The 17,921-nt window shown below is 71.4% G+C and carries 13 protein-coding genes; 4 read left to right on the forward strand and 9 right to left on the reverse strand.

Annotation, left to right across the window (positions count from 1 at the left end):
• Window positions 1–26 precede the first annotated feature (26 nt).
• Window positions 27–419: a PadR family transcriptional regulator gene (locus IOD14_RS17935; RefSeq protein WP_123994835.1), complete on the forward strand. Its 393-nt coding sequence runs from the start codon at window positions 27–29 to the stop codon at window positions 417–419.
• Window positions 416–1,420 (forward strand): hypothetical protein, encoded by a 1,005-nt coding sequence (locus IOD14_RS17940; protein WP_123993467.1) that lies wholly within the window; start codon window positions 416–418, stop codon window positions 1,418–1,420. Before IOD14_RS17935 ends, IOD14_RS17940 begins: the two co-directional genes overlap by 4 nt.
• Here IOD14_RS17940 and IOD14_RS17945 read toward each other — a convergent pair.
• The 3 genes from IOD14_RS17945 to IOD14_RS17955 all read right to left on the reverse strand — a co-directional run bounded on the left by IOD14_RS17945 (window position 1,404) and on the right by IOD14_RS17955 (window position 4,894).
• Window positions 1,404–1,895 carry a lamin tail domain-containing protein gene (locus tag IOD14_RS17945; RefSeq protein WP_212670760.1) on the reverse strand — a complete coding sequence of 164 codons (492 nt, stop codon included), beginning with the start codon at window positions 1,893–1,895 and terminating at the stop codon, window positions 1,404–1,406. The two genes, IOD14_RS17940 and IOD14_RS17945, sit on opposite strands and share 17 nt — an antisense overlap.
• Before the next feature lie 82 nt (window positions 1,896–1,977).
• Window positions 1,978–3,354 (reverse strand): glycoside hydrolase family 43 protein, encoded by a 1,377-nt coding sequence (locus IOD14_RS17950; protein WP_212670761.1) that lies wholly within the window; start codon window positions 3,352–3,354, stop codon window positions 1,978–1,980.
• Between the two features lie 199 nt (window positions 3,355–3,553).
• A complete protein-coding gene (locus tag IOD14_RS17955; protein WP_212670762.1) occupies window positions 3,554–4,894 on the reverse strand; it encodes a jacalin-like lectin in 1,341 nt (446 codons plus the stop codon).
• Window positions 4,895–5,178: 284 nt separating this feature from the next.
• On the opposite strand from IOD14_RS17955, the gene IOD14_RS17960 reads away from it, so the two are divergent.
• Window positions 5,179–6,084 carry a peptidoglycan-binding protein gene (locus IOD14_RS17960; protein ID WP_212670763.1) on the forward strand — a complete coding sequence of 302 codons (906 nt, stop codon included), beginning with the start codon at window positions 5,179–5,181 and terminating at the stop codon, window positions 6,082–6,084.
• Between the two features lie 9 nt (window positions 6,085–6,093).
• Here IOD14_RS17960 and IOD14_RS17965 read toward each other — a convergent pair whose 3' ends face one another.
• Window positions 6,094–7,479 (reverse strand): hypothetical protein, encoded by a 1,386-nt coding sequence (locus IOD14_RS17965; protein ID WP_212673298.1) that lies wholly within the window; start codon window positions 7,477–7,479, stop codon window positions 6,094–6,096.
• A gap of 155 nt (window positions 7,480–7,634) precedes the next feature.
• Here IOD14_RS17965 and IOD14_RS17970 point away from each other — a divergent pair, with 155 nt between their 5' ends.
• Window positions 7,635–8,612 carry an ABC transporter substrate-binding protein gene (locus tag IOD14_RS17970; RefSeq protein ID WP_123993462.1) on the forward strand — a complete coding sequence of 326 codons (978 nt, stop codon included), beginning with the start codon at window positions 7,635–7,637 and terminating at the stop codon, window positions 8,610–8,612.
• Between the two features lie 59 nt (window positions 8,613–8,671).
• Here the strand turns inward: IOD14_RS17970 and IOD14_RS17975 are convergent, their stop codons facing one another.
• The 5 genes from IOD14_RS17975 to IOD14_RS17995 form a co-directional block, all read right to left on the reverse strand.
• Entirely contained in the window at window positions 8,672–9,244 is a 573-nt protein-coding gene (locus tag IOD14_RS17975; protein WP_123993461.1) for a MarR family transcriptional regulator, read from the reverse strand.
• A gap of 42 nt (window positions 9,245–9,286) precedes the next feature.
• Window positions 9,287–10,438 carry an NAD(P)/FAD-dependent oxidoreductase gene (locus tag IOD14_RS17980; protein ID WP_212670764.1) on the reverse strand — a complete coding sequence of 384 codons (1,152 nt, stop codon included), beginning with the start codon at window positions 10,436–10,438 and terminating at the stop codon, window positions 9,287–9,289.
• A gap of 263 nt (window positions 10,439–10,701) precedes the next feature.
• The gene (locus tag IOD14_RS17985; RefSeq protein ID WP_123993459.1) at window positions 10,702–12,066 is read right to left on the reverse strand and encodes an FAD-dependent oxidoreductase; all 1,365 of its coding nucleotides are present in this window, start codon (window positions 12,064–12,066) and stop codon (window positions 10,702–10,704) included.
• Between the two features lie 133 nt (window positions 12,067–12,199).
• The gene (locus IOD14_RS17990; protein WP_212670765.1) at window positions 12,200–14,989 is read right to left on the reverse strand and encodes a SpoIIE family protein phosphatase/ATP-binding protein; all 2,790 of its coding nucleotides are present in this window, start codon (window positions 14,987–14,989) and stop codon (window positions 12,200–12,202) included.
• Between the two features lie 82 nt (window positions 14,990–15,071).
• A complete protein-coding gene (locus IOD14_RS17995) occupies window positions 15,072–17,720 on the reverse strand; it encodes a SpoIIE family protein phosphatase (protein WP_212670766.1) in 2,649 nt (882 codons plus the stop codon).
• Window positions 17,721–17,921: the final 201 nt, after the last annotated feature.

A 17,921-nucleotide genomic window follows, 5' to 3' on the forward strand; every position in this document is an offset into this window, starting at 1 on the left:
TATTCGTGTTCATGGCACCGAGGAACATGACACAGGCGGCGTTCTTCGTACTGACCGCTCTCGCCGATCAGCCGCGGCACGGCTACGGCATCCTGCGCGAGGTCGAGGAACTGTCCGAGGGCGCCGTGCAGATGCGCGTCGGCACCCTCTACGGCGTACTGGACCGGCTCACCGCCGACGCCCTGATCGTGCTGGACCGCGAGGAGGTGCAGCAGGGCCGGCTGCGGCGCTACTACCGCCTCACCGACGAGGGGGCCGCGGCTCTGGACGCCGAGGCGGAGCGGCTGGCCGCCGGGGCGAGCGCCGCGAAGAAGCGGATCGCCGAGGGGCGGCGTACCCCCGGACGCGCTCCCGGGACCGTCCCCGGAGCGACCGACGCGCCCGCCACGGGCCGTGGACTCGCCGGAGGGCTGGCATGACGACCCTGCTGGAGACCCGCTACCGCGCCGTCCTGCGCCTGCTGCCGACCTACTACCGGCGCGAGCGCGAGGAGGAGATGGTCGAGACCTACCTCTGGGACGTCGACCAGGAGACCCAGGACCAGAGCCGGCCCACCCTCGGCGAGGTGGCGAGCATCGTCGCCCTGGCGGTGCGCAGCAGGCTCGGCGCGCCCGCCGCACCCCGCCGGTACGCCGTGCTGGGCTCGGCCGTCCGCCTCTTCGCACTCTTCGCCGTCCTGTTGCAGGCGGCGTCCGCCGTGGTCGACCGGGTGCTCGGGCTGACCTGGGCCTCGACCCGTGGCGGGCGTCAGTGGGACAACTTCGTGGACGGCTTCACCGGTCACGGGGTGTGGGCCGGTGCCGTCGGGGTCGCCCAGTGGTTCCTGCCGCTGCTGTGGACGGTCGCCTACTTCGCGCTCCTGCGTGACCACCGCCGTCTCGCCCAGGCCTCAGCGCTCGTGGCGGCCGTTCCGACACTGCTGCCGCTGGTCGACCTCTGGGCCCTCGACTTCGCCCCCTCGGACTCCGCGTATGCCGTCGCGGCCGCCGTGCTGGCCTGGTCGTCGGCGCTGGCGCTCTGTGCGGCCCACCATCGCGACGCGCCCCCGGCGGCTCTCCCCGCGGGCACGCCCGGTCTCGTCTTCGCCGCCTGCAGTGTGCTGATGGGCGGGTCCGTCGTGGCTCTGCCCGGCGGGGTCGACACCGTCTGGGCGCTCGTCACCTGCTACCTCGTGACGGCTCTCGCCTGGCTGTTGTACCGCGTACGCGGCGAGCGGCGTGTCCCCGCGGGAGAGGCCGCCGCCCTCGCGGCACTGGGGCTGCTCCTCCTGGCGGTCCGGATCGCCGCGGTCTACCCGTGGCTCGACGTCCTGCCCGGGGCACTGCGTGTGGGCGTCCTGACCCAGGCGGCGGCCCTGGTCGCCCTGACCGCCGCGCTGGCCGTGGTGAGCGGACGCGACCTGCTCAGCCGTGGAACGTGATGTACCCGTTGCCGTCCCGGTCGTTGGCGCGCTTCGTGTACGCGTGGGTGTCGGCGTGGGCGCCCGACAGCTTGTACAGGTAGATGGTGTCCTTGTCGTTGTTCCACATGAAGTTGCAGTTGTCGCGGTACACGACGTTCTTCGCGTCCGAGTCGTCGCCGCGGCCGCCCCGGAGCTTGACGTAGTCGCCGGGCTGGAGGGAGTGACTGGCGGTGAACGTGAACTTGTTGCCCGCGGCGTCCTTCACGACGTACCCCTTGAGGTTCACCGTCGCGGTCCTCGAGTAGTTCTTGATCGTCAGGTACTCCTCGTCGGTGTTGCCGGTGGCACAGCTGTTGGAGTCCCGGCCCGGGGCGTCGTACTGCACGCCCTTCAGCTTGAGCGCCGACGAGTACTCGGCGGCGTGGGCCGGGATCGCGCTCAGCACGGTCAGCGCACCTGCGGCCGCGACGGCGGCTATGTGTCCTCTGCGCATGGAAATGCCCCCCTGTGAAGGTCTCGTGAAGACGACCTGGAGCGTATACAACGCGGAGCGACAGGGGGGCTTTTCGGTTGAATCAGTAACCTACTCGGAATGTGGCGTCCTGCTTCTCCGTCGTCGTGGAGATCGGGTCGATGCGCAGGACGTAGTTGGAGTGGCGGATGTAGCGGGTGGGGTTGTTGTACGAGCGGAACGACGTCCAGCTCGCGTCCGCGAGGCCCGCCGTGCGGTAGAAGGTCGCGTCGGCGGCGAACGTCGACGTGCCGTCGTTCGCGTCCAGTTGGAGCGCGTAGTTGTAGTGCCGCAGGTAGCGGGTCGGGTAGTTGACCGACCGGAAGGAGACTCCGGAGCTGTCGGCGAGGCCGGGGACGAGGGTCCACAGCGAGTCCTTGTAGGGCTCGATCGGATACTCGTCGATGCGGCCCACGTAGTCGGAGTGGCGGACGTAACGGGCCGGGTAGTTGTAGGACTTGAGCCGGTTCCAGGCCGGGGCGCCCCACTTGGCCAGCAGGTTGTTGTACTCGGCCGTGGTGATCGTCGTGATGCCGCAGTGCTTGGAGTTGACCGGCTGGGTGTAGGTCTTCTGGTCGAGGGCGGTCCAGGTGCCGGAGGCGAGGCTGCTCGACTGCCAGGCGTAGAAGACGCCGTTGGGTGTGTAGGTGTCGCCCCACAGCCACCAGGTGCCGGTGGTCAGCGACTTGACGACGGTGGGTGCCTCGGTGCCGCCGTGTGCCACGCCCGCGCTGTACTCGGTGAAGCTGCCCGGGTTCAGCGAGGTGGACCTGGCGCTCACCAGCGTCTGGTTCTTCTTGAAGAAGAGGTAGTTGTAGCCGCCGACGCCCACGGCCATGTCGCCGTCGATGACGTCGTACCCGGGGTCGAAGAAGACCTGCGGGGCCGACGCGGTGACGAAGTCGCTGGTGTAGTTGACCATGATCACGTTGTGGCCGCTGGAGTTCACCGAGGAGTAGATGACCGCGTACTGACCCCGGCCCGCGTCCCAGAACGCCTCGGGCGCCCAGCTGTGGGTCGTCATGTCGTGCAGCTTCAGGCGCCGGTAGCCGGTGAAGGTGCGCAGGTCGGTGGAGTCCCAGACGTGGATGTACTGGCTGTTGTAGCTCCAGTCGGTGCCCTTGAGGTCGGTGGCGAGGACGACGAACGTGCCGTTCTGCTTGCGCATCAGGAACGGGTCGCGCAGACCGAGGGCGCCCGCGGTGGGGGTGACCAGGGGGTTGTTCTGGTTGAGCGGCGTCCAGTTCAGACCGTCGGGGCTGACGGCCAGGTGCAGGCCGTAGTCGGTACCGTCGCCGAGGTTGGTGGACTCGGTGAAGTAGACCATCGCGTAGGCCGAGTCGGCGGCCTGTGCGGTGCCCGCGCCGAGCGTCAGGGCGAGCGGTACGGCGGCCGTCATGCCGAGGAGGCCGCGGCGGGTCAGGTGGGGGTTTGCGCTCATCTTGCTCTCCAGGGTGGCGTGCGGGGGCACCTCAATGACCGGGATTTCGAACGAGGTTCGGGAAATCGATCAGAAAGTAGGGCCTGGCCATGAGCGCGTCAATCGTCCCGGCGTTCTTTTGTGCTTCCTGTGCGCCCCGGGGCGCTGGGGGCACCCCGGGGCGAGTGGATCGGCGCCGGGTGGATCAGCGCTGGGTGGATCAGCGCTGGGTGTAGATGAAGCCGATCTTGTCGACCTCGTCGCCGGAGCGGCCGTGGAATCCGGCGATCTGCCAGCCGGTCGGGGCGGTGCGGGTCACGCAGTCGGAGGTGGTGGTGCCGCCGGCCAGGGTGCGGCCGAGGTTGGTCGTGAACTTGGCGTAGAAGATCCGCGTGTGACCGTCCTTCTCCGCCTGGCACAGGTTGGCCGTGGTCACGTACTCGCCGCTGCCGAGCGTCAGTGAGGACGCGGTGCCGCCGGTGCCGCCGTGGGCCAGCGTGGTGCCGTTCGCCAGGGTCACGCTCAGCTGGTCGACCCGGGAGCCCGACCTCAGTCCGATGCTGGTGGCGCGGGCACCGGCGGGGACGCTGACGATGTCGTTGTAGTAGTCCCCGTGCGGGCCGCCGTACTGGTCGCTGAGCTGGAAGGCGGAGTTGCGCGACCAGGTGAACCCGATGGTGATCGGGTCGTGGTCGGAGAGCATCAGCCCGGCGTCGGTGAGGAACTTGGCGTGCTCGTTGTTGTAGGACGTGGCGTTGAGCGAGACGAGCTTGCTGCCGCGGTAGAGGACCTTGTCCACGACCTCGCAGGTGTTGGGGACGGTGGCTCCGGTCTGGTCGCAGACCAGGGCGTCGCTGCCCTTGGCGGGCGCGCTGCCGCCGCGGATCAGCTGGACCCAGGCGTCGGTGAGGCCGTTGGCCGCGCCGAACTCGGCGATGGTGTCGCCGGAGCGGGTGTAGCGGGTGTTGGTGTCACCCATGACGACGACCGCGTTTCCGGCGGAGTGGGTCTTGATGAAGGCGGTGAGCTGGTTGAGGTTGTCCGCGCGTGAGGCGAGGTCGCCGTCGTTGGTGCCCGCGTTGGTGTGCAGGTTGTAGAAGTCGACGTACACGCCCTCGGCGAGGCGTTCGCGCATGAAGGTGAAGCCCTTGGGGGTCAGGCAGTCGCCGGAGTCCACCTGGCAGGAGTTCCAGCGCACCCGCTCGAAGTCGTCCTCGTCGTAGGGGAGTTTCGACAGGGTGTTCAGGCCGCTGCCGATCCCGGCGCCACCGCTGGTGGGGGTGCGGTAGGCGTGGTTGGTGTCGGCCGCGTAGAGGTAGGAGTGGTAGTTGAAGTCCTCCTCGACGTGGACGATGTCGTACGGCGCGATCCGCTGGCCGATCGCCGTGGTGCTCGACTCGCGCGGTGTCGACGAACTGTTGATGGCCGAGGGCAGGCCGGCCACGTTGTACGTGAGCACGTTGAAGCTGCCCGAGTCGGCGGCCGCCGCGGGGGGTGCGGTGACGGTGAGTCCGCCGACGACGGCAGCGACCGCCGCCAGAGCGGCGAAGAATCTGCGCATGGGGAGTGTCTCCTGGGGGAGTGCGCGGGTGAATGGAGCGGGCGGGACAGAAGTTACCGCTGGTTACCCCATGTTGTCGCGGTCTCGCGCGTTCCTTGGTGGTCAAGTTCCCCGTATCTGAAGGGCTGTTGGGATGGCATGCCTGCCGCCGTTCACCTCCGCTTCACGAGGCGTGGCTGAAACCGGGCCCTGCGGCAGCCGTGGTTCCGCTGGGATACGAGTTGTGGAATTTCCGCGCGGCATATCTGTCTACGATATGAAGATCGTACGGAGAGGGAACGCGCGTGAGTGAACCACCAGTCCTCGTCTGCCCGGAGTGTGGGGCGCCCAGGGCGGCGGACGGCACTCCCTCCTGCACCTGCGCGCATCGCGCCGCCGAGGCCCACCTCGAGTCCCGTACGGCCGAGGCGGCGGCCGCGGAGGACTTCGACCCGGTGCGCATCCGGCCCTTCGTGGAGGTCGGTGAGGAACCGACGGACCCGGCCGGGGATCCGGAACAACCGCGTGGTGCAGGGGACTTGAGCGACACGGTCATGCTCGGAGCGGACGCCGGTCCGGCACCTTTCGAACAGCCGCTCGCGGAACCCCCGGTCGCCGGCGCCCCGGCCGGTCGCCGGCGGCGGACGACGGTCGTCGCCGGGACGGGAGCCGCCGTCGCCGTCCTGATCACGGGCGGAGTCGTCGGCGGGCTCTTCACCTACGACGGCCCCGCCCGGGACGGTTCCGTGGCCGGCGGCGTACGTGCCGGAGTGCCGGAGGTCCCACCGTCGTCGAACGGTCCGTCCGTCACTGCCTCTTCTCCTGCGGCCACCTCGACGCGGTCGTCCGCACCGCCCTCCTCCTCGCCGAGCGCACAGGCCGACGAGAGCGCGTCCCCGACGGGCACGGCCACCCCGAGCGGACCCCCGTCGAGCGCCGCGGCCACCGCCACGGTGGCCCCCCGCCCGACCGTGTCGAACGGCCAGCCCCCTGTGCTCGGCTTCGGCGACCACGGGCCCGAGGTCGTCGAACTCCAGCTCCGTCTCCAGCAGGTCGGCCTCTACGACGGGGAGGCCGACGGCGACTTCGACCAGCAGGTCCAGAGCGCGGTGCGTACCTACCAGGTCACCCGCTTCGTCCTCCAGGACGAGTCCGGCGTCTACGGCAAAGCCACCCGCACCTCGCTCGAGTCCGAGACCTCGGAACCGTGATCGCAGGTCCTACGGCCGGTGACCGTCAAGCGGGTGCGCGCGGTCGTAGGGACGGGGATAACCGGTGGGGGAGTAGGGCAGATAGCGGGCCGGTGACCCCGGATCCGCCGCGGTCGCACGGGAGTTGAGGGCCGCGGGATCGCTGCCGCGCCAGTGGCCGGTCGTGATCCGGTCCTCGAGTGCGTGCAGGGCGGCGATCTGCTCGCCCGGGCTGAAGGTGCAGTGACCCGCGTTGTCGACAAAACGCTGCCGCAGCAGGGGAGTCGAGCCCGCGGCCGTGGCGGCCCTGCGGTAGGCGCTCTCGGACTGCACCGGGATCAGCGCGTCACCGGTGGTGTGGATGTTCAGCTGGGGCTTGCTCAGGCGGCCGGTGAAGGAGCTCGTACGGCTCATCCAGTCGACGGCCTTCGCGTCGGCGCGGGTGCGCGGGGCCCTGTCGAGGACGTTGAGGTCGGACTTCAGCGAGAGGCCGGCCTTGGCGTACAGCTCCTGGACCTCCTTGCGGTAGGGGGAACTGCGCAGCATCGCGCGGTAGTCGACCCCGGTGTTCCACGACATGCTGCCGCCCGCCCGGGACTCGGCCTCCTGACGCCAGACGAAGGCGGGGAACCGCACCAGCCCGACGACCGCCTGGTACTGGCCGGACTGCTGGGCGTCCCAGTCGGAGGGCGCGGGCCGGGGCTGTGTCGGGTCGTTCCAGCCGGGGATGTTGTGCAGGGCCGCGGCGAGCGCGATGCGGGCCCGGCCCGCGGCGCTGTGCTGGGCCTCGGCGAGGACACCTGTCATGGCGTCGGCCGCCTCGGTCGCGGCGGCCGGGCTCGCCAGCCCGGTCAGCCGGATCCCGGAGCCCGGGGCGAGGAGCGTCCTCAGCGCGAACACCGGGTCAAGGGTGCTGTTCCAGTTGGCGACACCGCCCTGGACCAGCCCGCACATCGACAGCGAACCGGCCAGGCGGGACGCGTGGCGTTCCGCGAGGGCGGTCGTGACGAGGCCGCCGTAGGACGTGCCCCAGGCGATGGTGCGGCCGGCCCGTCCGAAGCGGGCGGTGAAGGTGTCGAGTGTGGCGAGCTGGTCGGGCACGGCCTCGGTGACCGCCCAGCCGGTGGTGGCGTACGAGGACCCGATCAGCGCGTAACCCTGCTTCAGGAGCAGGGACTTCGTGGAGTCGTCGGGCGCGTTGCGCGCCGGGTTGGGGACGCCGGGCGGTGTGTAGCCGTGGCTGTAGAGGAGGACCGTGCCGTTCCAGCCGGCCGGCACATCCATCAGGTAGGTCGCGCCGGACGGCAGCCTGCCTTCGACATGGGTGTCCTCGGCGGCCTGGGCGGCCGGTGCCAAGGGGGTGGCGAGCAGCAGTGCCGCGACGGTGACGAGCGTACGGGTGCGGATGCGGTGCATCACGAGACGTGGGCTCCTTGGGCGCAGTCCGTTTTTCCTGCGGTCGGGGGGACTGACACCGGCGAAAGTAGGCGTGTACATTGCGGGCGTCAATGATGTGCACAACATCAGTGGACGGGTCGTGAGGCGTTCTGTCGTCTCGTCAGGAGGGCCCCATGCAAAGGCGCTTGCTCGGACTGGCCGTTGCGGCGGTGACCCTCGTGGGTGCCGCCGGATGCGGCTCCTCGGACTCCGGAGGCGGCGACTCGTCGTCCGCGGGCGGAGCGAAGAAGACACAGGTCACGGTCGGGGTGATCCCCATCGTCGACGTGGCGCCGCTGTATCTCGGGCAGAAGAAGGGGTTCTTCGCCGCTCGGGGGATCGAGCTGAAGATGGTGACCGCGCAGGGCGGTGCGGCGATCATCCCCGGTGTGGTGAGCGGCCAGTTCCAGTTCGGCTTCAGCAACACCACCTCCCTGATGCTCGCGCAGACCAAGGGCGTGCCCGTGAAGTCGGTGGTCAACGGAGCGGCCTCCAACGGCAAGGTGGGGGCCGACGTCACCGGCGTCCTGGTGAAGAAGGACAGCCCGGTGAAGTCCGCGAAGGACCTGGCGGGACGCTCGGTCGCCGTGAACACCCTTCAGAACATCGGGGACACCACGGTCCGTGAGTCGGTGCGCGAGGACGGCGGCGACCCGGCGAAGGTGAAGTTCGTGGAGATCCCGTTCGACCAGATGCCGGCCGCGCTGGACGGCGGCCGCGTGGACGCCGCGTGGATGGGTGAGCCGGCCCAGACGATCGCCAAGGGCCAGGGCGCCCGGGTCATCGCCTCGCCCTTCGCCGAGACCGACCCGAAGCTCACGGTCGCGACCTGGTTCACCTCGACGAAGATCGCCCAGCAGAATCCCGGGCTGGTGAAGAACTTTACCGAGGCGATGACGGAGTCACTGCGGTACGCCACCGGCCACCCGGACGAGGCCCGGCAGATCCTCACGGCCTACACCAAGATCAGCGGCGCTGTGCTGAGCGAGCTCATCCTCCCCAGCTGGCCGCCCGAGGTGGACCTGGCCTCCCTGGAGAAACTCGCCACGCTCGGCGAGCAGGACGGCATCTTCGGCGGCAAGAAGCCGGACGTCCAGGCGCTGTTCTCCTGAGGAGGGGCCGGACCGAGGGCCGGCTGAGGAGGGCCGGGTCCTGATCCGGCCGAGGGGCATCAGGCCTTGGACCGGCGCCCGCTGCGCCGCGGCGCGGGCTCGGAGCCGTCCAGCAGTTCGCGGCGCCGCTCCTCGCCGTGCTCCTCGACCTGGAGCACCACCTGGCGCAGCCCCTCGGCGAGACCACGGCACTCGGTGTCGCTGAGGCCCGCCGTCACGAAGGCCTCCTCCTCGTTGAACGCCGGGAACACCCGACGCATCAGCTCCTCGCCCTCGTCGGTGAGTTTCAGCAGCACCAGCCGACCATCGGTGGGATGCCCGGAACGGCTCAGCAGTCCGCGTGACTCCAGGGTCCGCGAGACCCCGGTGAGCGTGCCCTTGGAGATCCCGGCCTCCTCGGCCACGTGCCGGGTCTCCGACTCGCCCCACACCCAGACCACCCACAGGACGACGAACGCCGTCCAGGTCAGGTCCGAGCCGCGCAGCACGGAGTTCTCCAGGTGCTGGCGCACCGCGGAAGCGGCCCGGTAGATGTTCGCCACGGCAGCCATCTGGTCCCGACGGATCGGGAAACCACCGAGCTTCTCGGCCGCGAGCTTCTCGGCTTGGGTGATGGATCGCTGGCCGGGCACGGGCGGCTCCTTCGTCGTACGCAGGTCGTTCGGGCTCAAATTCTAGTGGGGGTGCCGCTCCGCCCGGAGGTCCGTGCCCCACTCCAGGAGCCGGGCGAGGTCCTCGTCGGAGGGGCGGGAGGCGGCCGAGGGGGTGTGGGTGCCCCGGGAGATGTTGCCGCTGACCGTGATGTTGTGCTCCACGCGGGGGCGGCGAAGCTCCTCGTAGAGGGTGAGCGCCGACTCCGTGTCCGGTGCGTCCCGCAGCGACTTGGCGAGGACGACGGCGTCCTCCAGGGCCATCGAGGCACCCTGACCCGTCGCGGGGGAGGCCGCGTGGGCGGCGTCCCCGACGAGCAGGATCCGTCCCGAGCGCCACGGGGTGCCGGTGGGGATCTCGGTGGCGTTGGTGACCATGAGGTCGTCACCGGTCGCCGCCACCAGGTCCGCGGCCGGCGTGGCGTCCTCGCGCAGCAGGGGCAGCAGCCGGTCCCGCCAGTCGGCGGGCGTGCCCTGCTCCAGCTCCTCGGCGGGCAGCGGGTCGCCGCTCACCCGGGCGAACCAGTACGTCTCCCCGTCGGGCGACACCGCGTAGCCGAAGGCGGCCCCGCTGCCGCGGACCATGGTGATGCTCGCGTCCGGTCCGGGGGCGGACGCGGCGCGCGTGTAGCCGTAGAAGACGTACTGGCCGGCGTGGAAGGGGCGAGTGCTGGGGGAGACCGACCGCCGTACGGCGGAGTTCAGGCCGTCCGCGCCGATCAGCAGGTCGCCGGTCGCGCTGGTGCCGTCGGCGAAGTGCGCGGTGACGCGGCCGGGGCCGTCCTCGACGGAGGCGAGCCGCGCGCCGTGCCGGACGGGGATGCCCCGGCGCGTGGCTTCCGCCTGGAGCGCGGTGTTGAGGTGTCCGCGGCGCAGGCAGCGGTAGCGCAGGTGCGGGTCGGAGGTCTCGCCCATGGGCGTGTGCGCCCGCTCGGTGCCGGTGTCGTCGAGGACCCGCAGCGAGGTCAGCGGGAAGCCGATCGCGGTGACCGCCGCGGAGGCCTCCAACTCGGCGAGGGCGCGCATGCCGTTGCTCGCCAGGGTGAGGAACGCGCCGATGTCCTCGGCCGCGTCCGGATGCGCCTCGTGCACGGCGGTCTCGAAGCCCGCCTTGTGCAGGGCCAGCGCCGCCGCCGTGCCGGCGATTCCGCCGCCGATGACCAGTACGCGTGCCACACCCACCCCGTTCGTCCCGCGTCCGCCCGCACGGCTGTCCGGACACGGAAGGAACGACCGGACGGCGGCGAGGGTTCCGTGCACAACGCGCCTGAGCGGCGAGCCTGAGGACCGCGCCTGAGGACCGCGCCTGAGGACCACGTCTGAGGACCACGTCTGAGGACCACGTCTGAACAGCGCGCCTGAACAGCGCGCCTGAACAGCGCGACGCCGGTCGCGCCGACCCTGTGGGCCCGTGGCACGACCGGCGTCGCAGGCTCGGATCAGGCGCCGCTCTCGCGCAGCATGTCCTCGCGCTCGACGAGCTTCACGCGCTCGCGGCCCTGGGGCTCGCCCAGCGCCTTCTCGGCGGCGTCCAGCTTGTACCAGCCCTCCCAGGTGGTGAAGCGGACGTTGCGCTCGGCGAGGAACGCGTCCACGGCCTCCGGCTCGGGCGAACCGGGGGTCTGCAGGCGGTCGTTCGCGAAGTCGTCCAGGAGGTTCGACACCGTCTCGTTGGCGTCGCCCTTGGTGTGGCCGATGAGACCCACCGGACCGCGCCGGATCCAGCCGGTGACGTACGTCGACTGCAGGTGCTCGCCGCTCTCCTGCATGACGCGGCCGCCCTGGTCCGGGACGGTGCCCGAGTCGATGTCCCAGGGCAGCTTGGGCAGCTTGTCGGAGAGGTAGCCGACCGCGCGGTAGACCGCGGTGACGTCCCAGTCCTTGAACTCCCCGGTGCCCTTGACGTTTCCGGTGCCGTCGAGGGCGGTGCGCTCGGTGCGCAGCCCGACGACCTTGCCGTCCTCGCCGAGGATCTCGGTGGGCGACTCGAAGAAGTGCAGGAACAGCTTGTGCGGACGGTCGCCGGTGTCGCGGATCGCCCAGTTCTCCAGGGTCTTGGCGACCATGTCGGCCTGCTTGTTGCCGCGCCGGGTCTCGATCGAGCCCTTGTCGTAGTCGATGTCCTCGGGGTCGACGATGACCTCGATGTTGGGGGAGTGGTCCAGCTCGCGCAGCTCCATCGGCGAGAACTTGGCCTGCGCCGGGCCGCGGCGGCCGAAGACGTGCACCTCCAGCGCCTTGTTGGCCTTCAGGCCCTCGTACACGTTCGGCGGGATCTCCGTCGGGAGGAGCTCGTCGGCCGTCTTGGCCAGGATGCGGGCCACGTCGAGGGCGACGTTGCCGACGCCGAGGACGGCGACCTTCTCGGCCTCCAGGGGCCAGGTGCGCGGGACGTCCGGGTGGCCGTCGTACCAGGAGACGAAGTCGGCGGCGCCGTAGGAGCCGTCGAGCTCGATGCCGGGTATGCGCAGCTCGCGGTCGGCGGTCGCGCCGGTGGAGAAGATCACGGCGTCGTAGAAGGCGCGCAGGTCGTCGAGGTTGATGTCGGCCGGGTAGTCGACGTTGCCGAACAGACGGATCTGCGGCTTGTCGAGCACCTGGTGCAGGGCCGTGATGATGCCCTTGATCCGGGGGTGGTCCGGAGCCACGCCGTAACGGATCAGTCCGAACGGGGCCGGCATCCGCTCGAAGAGGTCGATGGAGACACCGGGTTCGGCGGCCACATCTGACTTGAGCAGCGCGTCGGCGGCGTAGATCCCGGCGGGGCCGGCTCCGACGATGGCTACCCGCAGGGGGCGGGGCATGATCAGGTTCCCTTCGAGCGGCGACAGATCAACTCGGGGGAAGCCTAAGCTAAGGCAAGCCTTACTCGGTACGCGGGTCCGATCTATGGGCTCATAAGGTCACCTTATGGGTGGTGAAAGCGGCAGGACCGGGTCACGGCAGCGGTTGTTCCGCCCAGATGACCTTGCCCGCCGGGGTGTACCGGGTGCCCCAGCGCTCGCTGAGCTGGGCGACCAGGAACAGTCCGCGGCCGCCCTCGTCCGTCATCGCCGCGTACCGCAGATGCGGTGAGGTGCTGCTGCTGTCGAAGACCTCGCAGATCAGGGCCCGGTCGTACAGGATTCGGACGTGGATGGGGTCGCCGCCGTAGCGGATCGCGTTGGTGACCAGCTCGCTCAGGATCAGCTCGGTGGTGAACGCGAGCTCGTCCAGGTCCCAGCGGGACAGCTGCCGGGACACGGACGCCCGGACGTCCGAGACGGCCGCCGGGTCGGCGGGGACCTGCCACTCGGCGATCCGGTCGGCAGCGAGCGCCCGGGTCCGGGCCACGATCAGGGCGATGTCGTCGGTGGCGCGGGACGGCGGCCGCGCCTCCAGTACCGCCTTGCAGGTCTCCTCGGGCGAGGGACCCGCCTGCTCCAACGAGGTGCGGAGCAGCTCCAGACCGACGTCGATGTCCCGCTCGCGGTCCTCCACGAGCCCGTCCGTGTAGAGCACCAGCCGGCTGCCCTCGGCGAGTTCCAGATCGGCCGTCTCGAACGGCAGACCGCCGAGGCCGAGCGGGGGACCGGCGGGCACGTCGGCGTACTCCACGCTGCCGTCGGGGTGGATGAGGGCGGGCGGCGGATGGCCGGCCCGGGCGATCGTGCACACCCGGGAGACCGGGTCGTAGACGGCGTACAGGCAGGTCGCGCCGGTGACGGGGGAGTCGCCGCTCTCCTCCGCCTCGTCCTGGTCGATACGGGCGACCAACTCGTCGAGCAGGGCGAGGAGTTCGTCGGGCGGCAGGTCCAGGGCGGAGAAGTTGTGCACCGCGGTGCGCAGCCTTCCCATCGTGGCCGCGGCGTGCAGTCCGTGCCCCACGACGTCGCCGACCACGAGCGCCACCCGCGTGCCGGACAGCGGGAGCACGTCGAACCAGTCGCCGCCCACCCCGGCCTGCGCGGGCAGGTACTTGTAGGCGATGTCCAGGGCGTCCTGCTCGGGCAGCCGGCGCGGCAGCAGGCTGCGCTGGAGGGTCACCGCCATGGTGTGCTCGCGGGTGTAGCGGCGGGCGTTGTCGATGGAGACCGCGGCCCGGGTGACCAGCTCCTCGGCGAGGGTGACCTCCTCGCTGTCGAAGGGCTCGGGCTTGTCCGAGCGCCAGAAGCTGACCGTGCCCAGGACGAGATTCCCGGCCCGCAGGGGGACGGCGATCAGCGAGTGGATGCCGTACTCGATGACCTGGGCGGAGCGCTCCAGGTCCTGCGCGCGCCACCCGGTGGCCTCGGCCAGTCGCGCCTCCAGGACGGCCCGGCCGCCGCTGATGCCGCGGGTCTGGGGCGCGGAGTCGGTCAGCGGGATGCGCTCGCCGACCTTGTACAGCGGGGCGTCCTCACGGATGCCGCTGAGCGCGGTGCGGCGCAGGGTGGTCGCCGCCTCGGGCTGACCGCCGGTGAGCACCGCGTCGAAGAGGTCGACGGTGGCGAAGTCCGCGAACCTCGGCACGGCGAGCTCGGCCAGCTCCTCGGCGGTGCGGGTCACGTCCAGGCTCGTGCCGATGCCGACCGTGGCGTCGTACAGCATGTCGAGGCGCTCGCGGGCCACCTCGGCGCGCCCGGACAGGGCGCGCAGCTCGGTCGAGTCGCGCAGGGTGGCGACGCTGCCCGGCGGGCCGCCCTGGATGTCGGTGGGCCGCTGGTTGACGGCGAGCAGACGGTCCTTGACCCGGTGCACCTCGTCGGTGGCGACCCGTCCGGAGGCCAGCAGCCCGGCGGTGTCGGCGGGGAGGGAGAGGTCGAGGACGTGCCGGCCCTCGGCGTCGGCGGGCAGGTCGAGCAGCCGGTGCGCCTCGTCGTTGGCGAGCAGCAGCCGGCCCTCTCCGCCGACTATCAGCACGCCCTCGCGCACGGCGTGCAGGACCGCGTCGTGGTGCTCGTACATGCGGGTCATCTCGTGCGGGCCCAGGCCGTGCGTCTGGCGCAGCAGACGTCTGCTGACCAGTGCCGTGCCGCCGGTGGCGAGCGCGAGTCCCACGGCGGCGGCCATCAAGAGCAGCGGGAGCTGTTGGTTGGCGGTGCCGCCCACCTTCGCGGTGGTGATGCCGGCCGACACCAGGCCCACGACCTTCCCGCCGTCCTTGACCGGGACGACGGCCTGCACGAGCGGTCCGATGGTTCCCGTGATGTCCTCGGTCACCACGCGTCCGGCCAGCGCCGGGGCGATGTTCCCGACGAACTTCTTTCCGATGCGGTCCGGCTTCGGGTGTGTGTACCGGACGCCGTCGGTGTCCATGACGACGATGAAGTCCACGTCGGTCGCCCGGCGGGCCGCCTCGGCGCGCGGCTGGAGCACCGCGGAGGGGTCGGGACTCTTGAGGGCCTCGACCGTGCCCGGGGCGTTGGCGAAGGCCTGCGCCACGGCCACCGAACGATTGCGGGCCTCGACGGTGCTGTCGTGCCGCACCTGGAGCACCAGGGTCACCACCGCGGCCACGACCAGCAGCAGGACGATCACGACCTGCAGCACGAACACCTGTCCGGCCACACTGCGTCCGCCGACCGCCGCCCGCAGGGCTCCCGGCCGGCGCCGCTTGGCGGGTGCGTCGCGCTCCGCCCGCGTGGGCGAACTGCCCTTCAGCGGGCCCTCGTGCCGGTCGTGAGCGTGCTCGGATGTCTGCGGTGGGCGGGGGCCGCCGGGGCGACGGGCCGAGCCGCCCCCGGAACGGCCCGGGAGTCGGACCATGTGCCCATGTCTACACTGCCGCGCCTCGGGAGGCGAGGGGCGTCACGCGGTGTGACAGGGCTCCGCGGACCGCGGGCCTTCCTCATGGTGGCCCCGGGGGTGCGGCGCGCCGGGTGGCGAGCAGCAGCGCGATGTCGTCGGGGCGGTCGAGGGCGTGCCGGGCGGTGGCCGTGAGCCGGTCCGCCACGCCCGCCAGGAAGCGCCCGCCGGGCCGGGCTGACGGGGCGCCGGCCTTCGCGAGGGCCACCCGCAGTGCGGTGATCCCCTCGTCTATGTCGCTGCCGGGCCGTTCCACCAGTCCGTCCGTGTAGAGCGCCAGGATCGCGCCGGGTTCCACCTGGAACTCGGTCACCGGATAGGGGGCCCGCGGGGCCACCCCGAGAACGACCCCGCCGGGCAGGTCCAGGACCCGGGTGCGGCCGTCGGGGCTGCGCAGCAGGGGCGGGGGATGCCCGGCGCGGGCCGCCCTGGCCAGCCCGGTGGCGGGGTCGAGCCGGATGTAGCAGCAGCTGGCGAACAGGCCGGCATCGAGGTCGATGAGGAGGTGGTTGGTGCTGCTCATGACCTCGTCGGGCGACCGGTCGCCGAGGGCGAACGCCCTGACCGCGCTGCGCAGCTGACCCATGGTGGCCGCCGCCTGCACGCCGTGCCCCTGGACGTCCCCGATGACCAGGGCCAGCCCGTCTCCGGACTCGACGACGTCGTACCAGTCCCCGCCGACGTCCATACCGGCGGTGCCCGGCAGATAGCGCCCGGTGGTCTCCAGCTGGGGGTGCGCCGACAGCCGGCGGGGCAGGAGCGCCTGCTGGAGGCCCCGGGCGAGCGCGGTCTCCGACTCGTAGCGCTGTGCCTTCTCCATGGCGTGGGCGATGAGCCCGGCCAGCGCGGTGAGCACCGTGCGCTCCTCGGTGGAGAAGCTGCGCGGCCGGTCGAAGCCGAGGATGCAGGAGCCGACCGCCCGCCCGGAGGCGATGAGCGGCAGGAAGGCCCGGGCGCCCTCGGCCGCGTCCAGGGCGATGCCGGGGTAGGCGGCCGTCAGTTGTTCCATCGAGTCGAAGAACAGCGGACGGCCGGTGGTGAGCGTTTCCACGCCGGGCAGGTGTGCGTCCAGGTCCACGCCGTCGAAGGGAGTGAGGAAGCCCTTGGGGAAGCCGGTCTCCCACTCCAGGTACAGATGGCGTTCCTGGAGGAGGTAGATCGCGAGCCGACGGCCGCCGAACGCGGGCAGCAGCTCCCGCATCACGACCGCGGACACCTGCCGGGCGGTGACCGCCTCGGTCAGGGCGATGGCCAGCGCGATGGGCCGGTACAGCGGCGCCAGCGGGCTCACACCCGCCTCGGACAGCTCGGCGGGCCCCTGTCCCGCGGGACTGTCCTTCACCCGGCTCGCGGGCCGGACCGTGCAGGTCAGCCGGTCCGGACCGGGATGCACGGAGAGGGCGAGCCAGTCGCTCTCGTACGACGGCTGCGGGGCCGGCTCGGTGTCCCGGGCCGGCGAGGGCGACCCGGAGTGCGGAGCGGGGTGGGGCGATCCGCCGTCCTGCGCGGATCGCGGTGCCGTGGTGTCCCGGGCGGACGTCGGGGCGCCGCTGTCCCGGGCGGTCGTCCGGGTGTCGGGCTGCGGCGCGGACGGTCGTACGAGATGGAAGTGGACCGGGTCAGGGGTGAGGAGGGCCGCCCGCAGGTGGTCCTCGAAGTCGGGGCGGGCCAGCCAGGGCACGGCCTCCCACAGGTCGCGGCCGACGAGTTCGGCCCGGGGCCGGCCCAGGAGCTGTGCGGCGCGCGGATTCGCGTAGACGACCAGGCCCAGGCGGTCCACGCAGAACACCCCGTCGGGCAGCAGGTCGGCCGCCGAGTCGGCCGTGGGGGCGGGACCGGGGGCCACGACGACGCCCCGGACGGCGGGTGCGGCGGGTGGCTCGTAGGCGTTCCACAGGTCCAGCAGACGCAGCTCCCCGTCCTCGTCCCGCAGATAGAGGGGCAGGGCGGGCGGGCGCCCGGCGGCGGTGTCCCGCAGGGTTGCCAGGATGCGGTGCGCGTCACTGGGGGCCACGGCCTCGGCGAACGCCTCGACGGTGCCGGGGAACTCGCTGGGCGGCACGCCCAGGAGGGTGTGCAGGTCCTCGTCCAGGGTGATGCCGGGCGCCCCGGGGTCCCAGGCGAAGCGTCCGGTGCGGCCCACGGACGTGGCAGCGGTCGGCGGCCGCAGACAGACGGGCTCGCCGTCCCAGGCGACCTGGCCGGGGTGTCCGTCCTCCAGGCCCCGCAGCGCCTCGCCGAGCTCATGGGCGAGGCGCACCACGCGGTCGCGCTCGGACAGCACGTCGGCGGCGTCGGTGACGGCCGGGCGCAGCACGGTCAGCACACCGTAGGTGGTGGAACCGGCGACGACGGGCACGTAGAGCGAGCCGAACTGGTACGGCAGCCCGGCGGCGAACTGCGGATAGCGGCGCATGGTCTCGGTGGCGTTCGGCAGGACCACCTGGACACCGAGCCGGTAGGCGTCGGCGACGGGAAAAGGGCGGTCGAAGTGCAGCCGCCACCACGGGCGGAACAGCGGCCCGGGCAGCCCGGACAGGACGGCGAGCCGCAGCAGACCGGGGGTGCGGGAGCGCAGATAGACCCCTCCGGCGTGGCCGCCGGCCGCGCTGACCGCCTCCGTCGAAGCGTCGATCAGCAGCGCCGCCAGCCGACCGGCCGTCGGGTGTGGGTCTTCGACGCTCCCAGTCATCGGCCCTACCTCGTCCGTGCGCCGTCCCGCGGGCGACACAGCAAGAATGCGCCACAAGGGCCCCGGCCCGCACCCGGGCGGCCCATATGTATACCTCCCTCACCCTGCTGGACAACTGTCCGTTCGACTCTTAGAGTCAGGATCCAGATCTAGATAATCAGTCCAAGTCAATCGGTCCCATGCGATCCGGGGTGGAGTGTC

The organism is Streptomyces sp. A2-16, assembly GCF_018128905.1.
Classification (GTDB): domain Bacteria; phylum Actinomycetota; class Actinomycetes; order Streptomycetales; family Streptomycetaceae; genus Streptomyces.